The 5409-nt window shown below is 50.4% G+C and carries 5 protein-coding genes, 1 tRNA gene and 1 pseudogene; 1 reads left to right on the top strand and 6 read right to left on the bottom strand.

Annotated features, from left to right (window positions below):
- Nucleotides 1–248: pseudogene (locus IQ235_RS17870) on the top strand (undecaprenyl/decaprenyl-phosphate alpha-N-acetylglucosaminyl 1-phosphate transferase); the annotation flags it as partial.
- 125 nt (nt 249–373) lie between these two features.
- On the opposite strand, the gene IQ235_RS17865 reads toward IQ235_RS17870, so the two are convergent.
- From IQ235_RS17865 to IQ235_RS17840, 6 genes are all read right to left on the bottom strand, one after another.
- On the bottom strand, nt 374–1171 hold the full coding sequence (locus IQ235_RS17865; RefSeq protein WP_264322771.1) for a class I SAM-dependent methyltransferase: 798 nt from the start codon (nt 1169–1171) through the stop codon (nt 374–376).
- 135 nt (nt 1172–1306) lie between these two features.
- Nucleotides 1307–1852 carry a protein-tyrosine phosphatase family protein gene (locus IQ235_RS17860; RefSeq protein ID WP_264322770.1) on the bottom strand — a complete coding sequence of 182 codons (546 nt, stop codon included), beginning with the start codon at nt 1850–1852 and terminating at the stop codon, nt 1307–1309.
- A gap of 210 nt (nt 1853–2062) precedes the next feature.
- Nucleotides 2063–2136, bottom strand: a tRNA-Arg gene (locus IQ235_RS17855).
- 66 nt (nt 2137–2202) lie between these two features.
- Nucleotides 2203–3327 (bottom strand): tocopherol cyclase family protein, encoded by a 1125-nt coding sequence (locus IQ235_RS17850; RefSeq protein WP_264322769.1) that lies wholly within the window; start codon nt 3325–3327, stop codon nt 2203–2205.
- Nucleotides 3328–3514: 187 nt separating this feature from the next.
- Nucleotides 3515–4906, bottom strand: a complete 1392-nt coding sequence (locus IQ235_RS17845; RefSeq protein ID WP_264322768.1) for a M23 family metallopeptidase — start codon at nt 4904–4906, stop codon at nt 3515–3517.
- Nucleotides 4907–5159: 253 nt separating this feature from the next.
- On the bottom strand, nt 5160–5409 hold a 250-nt coding region (locus IQ235_RS17840; RefSeq protein WP_405196692.1), incomplete at its 5' end, for a hypothetical protein.

Below are 5409 nucleotides of genomic sequence, written 5' to 3'. Positions count from 1 at the left end.
CCGTGATTGTCGATCGACTTCGCAGCGGACTGTCGCCGTTTGCGGCCGATAAACGCCACCTCCACCACCGATTGCTCAATGCCGGACTCTCTCAGCGATTGGCTGTGCTATTTATTTACGCGCTGACGCTGTGGGTGGGGAGTTTGGCCATGGCGTTTGCAGGACTTCCCAGCGGGTTTATTTACGCAATGGCGGCAACTTCCTTACTGGGGTATGCCAGTTGGAAGGTTTGGAAACACGCCAGGTAAAACGGGGCGATGGGGGAGATGAAGAGAAAAGAAAAATAACGACTCATCTATTTATTGTCAATTATCCATTTACATTTAAAGCATCAAGTAAAAATGTTTCGGTGTCCGTTCGTTTTCTCGTTAGGTTAGCTAGCAGTATACGCCCAGATCTCGAACTTCGCATCTGATGACAACTCGGTTTTCAACGAACCGTAACGATCGAGACAAAAATCTTCAAACTCTTCTAAAGCTCGATCGAATATTTCATCCGATATTCGCCAGCAGAAACCGTATGCCCGCAACTTAAAAAACTCAAGCAATTCCTCTACTGTATTGCTCACCGTCCACTCTTTGGCAATTGAATAGTTCGCTCGATACTTTTTCTTTTTCAAATAGGTTTCTACATCGATCTCTTTAAAAGTTGCACTCATAGGTTTTGCTTGGAGTGGTTTTTGATACTTGGATAATATCGATTTAAAATAACCCTCAAATTCTGCCCGTGCAGGTGGCGTAATCCATTGAGCGTTGAGATAAAAGCCTTGGGGTTTGAGGACGCGATCGATTTCGTCCAGAAAAGTCCGCCAATTTGAAACAGTGTGAATCATATGAACGGTCAGTACGACATCGAAACTCTCATCTACAAAAGGTAACTTTGAAGCATCTGCATTCAGCAGGGTTAGGTTATCAGGAATGGGATTCAATTTCTGACGAATCCGATCGAGCATTTCTTGAGAAATATCAATTCCCGTTACAGAATAGCCGCGTTTGACTAAAGGAAGAATATTTAAACCGGTTCCAACACCTGGTTCTAAAAAAGATGTTTTCGGTGTGGCTTCAACCAGTGAAAGAATACGATCGGTCACGTCTTCCGCTACGGTTTCTGTCATCCAACGGGTTCGATCGTAGAGAATGGCAATTTTGTCGTAATAGTTTAATTTACTCATTGGTGTGTGCTTTTTAGCCGCTAAACTACTCTTGTTTACTTTATCGATCTATCAATTTATTCACTCGAAAAAGTAATGACTCTCTCGACATCCGCAAAGAGAATGAGATTTTCAGCGTATTTCTCGGGGTAGGCATCAAGCTAACTTGTCTTTCAATCGACTACATTCATCTAGTAAAAGATTGAATTCGGCCGCTATTTTCCATGGATTGCGGCCCTTGAAAGGGGCAGCTATAACGGCTTCATAGGGATTTTTTCCAATTTGTTTGACAGCTGCGATCGCGGCTTGACTAGAGAATCCTCGTCCAGCCACAAGCCAAGCGGCTAATACCTGTCCCGTACGCCCAAATCCACCAGAGCAATGAACAACCACCTTCCTGTCCTGCTGTCTGGCGGTTGCTAAGAACGGTAACACTTGTTGGATGAGAATTTCGGGAGTAGCAAAGCAAAAATCCTCGATCGGCGTCCAACAGACACGATCGAATCCAAAGGTCTGTCGATAAAGATCGAGCAGATTGGCATAGCGAGTCAGCTCAGATGTCGCAAGCAAACAGCAAACGTACTTAATGTTCCGATTCTGCATAAATTCAATCCACTCAGCGACTTGCTCGTTACGATATCCAGGGCGAGCAGAACCAAATACGATCGGTTCATCTTCTGAAGCAGCCGCAAATTTATACATACTGATTATCGAGTGAAGACGATCGTTATTAATCCCTCCAGAAGTTTTCCAATCTTTGGGGCAACTCGCCAAAACTCACACTAACCCTATATTTCCGCCTCATTCTATGAATTCTAATTCTATTGGAAATGAGGTTTAGAGCATCAACATTCCTCACAGAGAACGATTGCTTTTTCTCTCTACTTGTCGTTATTTATTGATTTTATTTAACGGGACTGGGCGGATTCGAACCGCCGACCTAGCGCTTAGGAGGCGCTTGCTCTATCCATCTGAGCCACAGCCCCAAACAAGGCGATGTCGTAAGTATACTAGCAAGTTTCGATCGACTTCAACCCGACCGATCGCCCATCTTAACGATCGCTGCACCAGGTTTGGTCCCAGGGCCCTCCGCCCACTTCTAAGCCACAAACCGTACTGCTAGCACTCAGAATCGTTTGCCATTCTCCCGACGATCGCTTCTCTTTTAACTGTAAATTCAGTTGACCGTGCATCGTATCGCGACAGGCAAACACAAATCCCTGGTGAGTGGGGGCGCGTAGGGGCGTACCTGGACGGTCGGTGGTTCCGGTCAACTCCACCAAAAATCGATCGTTCGTCGCGCTCATTTGCCAACATCCCCAGGGTTCGATCGTCCATTCCACGCGGGAATTCCAAGGGACGAACTCGTAAAACTGACCTCGGTAGTGAATCCCCACCAACGCCACCGATTCGGTCCAGCCGATGACTTCCCGTTTGCCTCCCCCAGCCGTCAGGGCTAAATCCGGTTCTCCCTCAAAATAGTTGCAGTTCAACCAAAACCATTTTTCGGGAAAAGAACGGCCCCAATTTTTCTCCCCGTATGCCGGGGCATCAGTAAATTCGTAACGGCGATCGCCCCATTCGATCCAACCGGTGGCTAAGCCGTGTGCCATCAATATCTGCCATCCCGGCTCGAAGATCGGTAGAAATGATAGCCAGCCAGCGGTGGACTGCTGTATACCGTCGGAATCGCCCCAACCGTACACCGGTTGAATCGCGTACTGCCACCGACAGCGATCGCCCGTTTCCGGGTCTTGTAAGTTGCCCTGATGCCAGGTTGCCGTACCTTGATACCCTTCTCCAACATGGCGATCGAATAGGGATGCTTCGAGGAAAGTAGGAGAACTCGTTAAGTCCGTCGTTCCCCAATGCCCCAACCCGAGGCGATCGGGAGCGGCCCAAAACTGCCCTACGTCCGGAAATCTGCGGTACAAGTACTCGTCGTCGGGTCCGAGTATTTGCGCCCCGCTCAAACTGTAAGGGCGATCGCCGATCGGATCTTCGATCGAGTACATGAACGCAAATGTCTGACGATCCTCCGGTAGCGTCACCCGGTAGTACCATCCTTCAAAAAAACGCTCGCTTATCCCATCCCAGTGATAGCCACTGTGGGGGGTTTGTTGAGGATCGAGTTGGGACTCGGGCCAGAATGAGTTGGGGAAGTCGGCAAAAATCAAGGATCGCTCTCGAATGATTAAAGGAAAAAGAAGTAATAAGTCGTCTAAGCTTCGCTCAAAGAAGATGATATTTAGCCTCTTCCTTCACCACTTAAAAATTGAAACAGAATTCGTTTTTGGAACTCTATAACGTTATAAGAAAGCCTTCCTTATTACTCATTACTTATTACTTGTAGCGTTCAGCCATTTACCAAGACGATGGCACTTCGGCAACGGTTTCCTCGGAGGTTTCACCCTGTGAAATATCATCTAATTCACTCTCGGCCGTTTGAGCATCGAGAACCGTTGGGGGATTAGCGGGGGCATTCTCGGTCATGCGCAAGTTCCGAACCAGTTGAGCCAGACCGTATTCGAGTTGTCGGCCCGGATCGAGGTTGACCCAACCTTCTTCGGTCATTTTGCGGACTTCAAAGTGGAGGTGCGGCCCCGTTGAGAGTCCAGTACTTCCCACCCGACCGATGGGGTCGCCTTTTTTAACCGTCTCTCCGGCTTGGACGAATACTTCCGATAGGTGACCGTAGAGGGTCTCTGTAGTACCTTTTTCGTGTTCGAGCACCACCGCTAAGCCGTAGCCGCCTAAAAAGTCGGAAATGGCCACGCGACCGGCAAGAGCCGCTACAACGGGGGTTCCCATCGGTGCGCCGATATCCGTTCCCGTATGCATCCGGGCCGTTCCCAGGACGGGGTGAATTCGCCAGCCGAATGCCGAGGTGATCGGGGCGGGGATGCTTAGGGGGAACACCAAACGGGAACTCACCTGGGCGACTAAATCTTGGGGGCGGATGCTGCGATCGCGCAGGGCTTGGGCCGCAACGTTGTAGTAGGAGTTGTAGATTTGGGCGGAGTCTTCACCGGGTTTGGGGATGAATCCACCGGCTCCTAGGGCGATCGCGTTTAGGTCGATGGCGGGAATCTCCGCTACGGGATAGTAGGCGGGGACGACAGCTGCCGAGTACTCGACTCCCGCGTTGGCTGCCACGACAGAAGGGGCGGAAACCTCGAGTTCGGGAACTTCTAAATGGGGAACGGCGACCGGTGTTCCCGGATACGATGGGGCGGCGGTTGCAGTCGTCGGCTTCGATGGAGCGGCCCGAACGCACACGCTACCGGGAACGCCTTCTCCAGCCGCGACGGTGGCCTCGCATCCCGTCGATCGCTCTGAAAGGACGACGGCTGGGGCTTCGTCGTATGCGGTGGTGGCCCCGAGGCTGTAATCGGTGGTGTCGATGTAGCTGTGGCTGCCTTGGCTGGGTTCTTCGATGTATGCTGGCTCGCTATATTCTGGCTCGACGTATGTCGGTTCCGTATACTCAGGTTCGGGTGCCCAGGTTTCATACTCGACGATCGGCTCTTTGGCTGGGTAGCTCGGTTCGGGAGGTGCTTCAAAAACCGACTCGGCGGGCACTGCTTGAAGATTGGGTTTGGCTTTGATAATAGATGGGTCAACTTGAGCGCGTGTGGGTTGGGATGGGGCGAGCATCATCCCCCCGATCGAGATTCCGATACTCCCGATGGAAACCACGCTGCGGACAACCAGAGGCGCGTGACCCGAATCCGAATTGGTCGAACGTCTTTGCATAGGGGATTACTGAGGTGAACGATAGGAGCGATCGGGGACGAGATGTAAATGAACGATAACCAAAACATTGTTTATGTTAATGGATATTAACGCAATTGCACAGGAGACTGAGACGATCGATGCTTGGCGGTGACGAGCGAGATTCGAGTTCTTGGAGGCTTAATGGCTTGCGAGGGTTTAGTTTAGAGCGTTCGTCGAGTGTCTCGTAAATTCAGATTGGGCGGTCTTTTCCCATTTCTCCCCATTTGGACATCTAATGCATTGATGCAACATCGTATCCCAGATTTATATTACCGGGCGATCGGCAAATTTCCGGAAGAATTTCCCCAGTTTCGCCAGTGAGGCGAACGCGCAGATTGCCATCGCTATCCATCCCAACGACAGTGCCGGATTTCCCTTCTACCTCCACAGACTGACCGATATTCACCAGCAAAGTTTCATACGCCTTCACCAGCGACTCCACTCCTTCTTGTTGCCAGTACTGCCAGCCTCTTGCCAATCCT

Origin of the sequence: Zarconia navalis LEGE 11467 (assembly GCF_015207075.1) — a bacterium.
Classification (GTDB): Bacteria; Cyanobacteriota; Cyanobacteriia; order Cyanobacteriales; family Geitlerinemataceae; genus Zarconia; species Zarconia navalis.
This window is presented reverse-complemented; position numbering and strand designations above follow the sequence as displayed.

What these genes read in the sequence shown, in the direction of transcription:
- IQ235_RS17845 (WP_264322768.1), bottom strand. Translation starts at nt 4,906, where the DNA reads ATGCAAAGACGTTCGACCAATTCGGATTCGGGTCACGCGCCTCTGGTT.
- IQ235_RS17865 (WP_264322771.1), bottom strand. Translation starts at nt 1,171, where the DNA reads ATGAGTAAATTAAACTATTACGACAAAATTGCCATTCTCTACGATCGA.
- IQ235_RS17860 (WP_264322770.1), bottom strand. Translation starts at nt 1,852, where the DNA reads ATGTATAAATTTGCGGCTGCTTCAGAAGATGAACCGATCGTATTTGGT.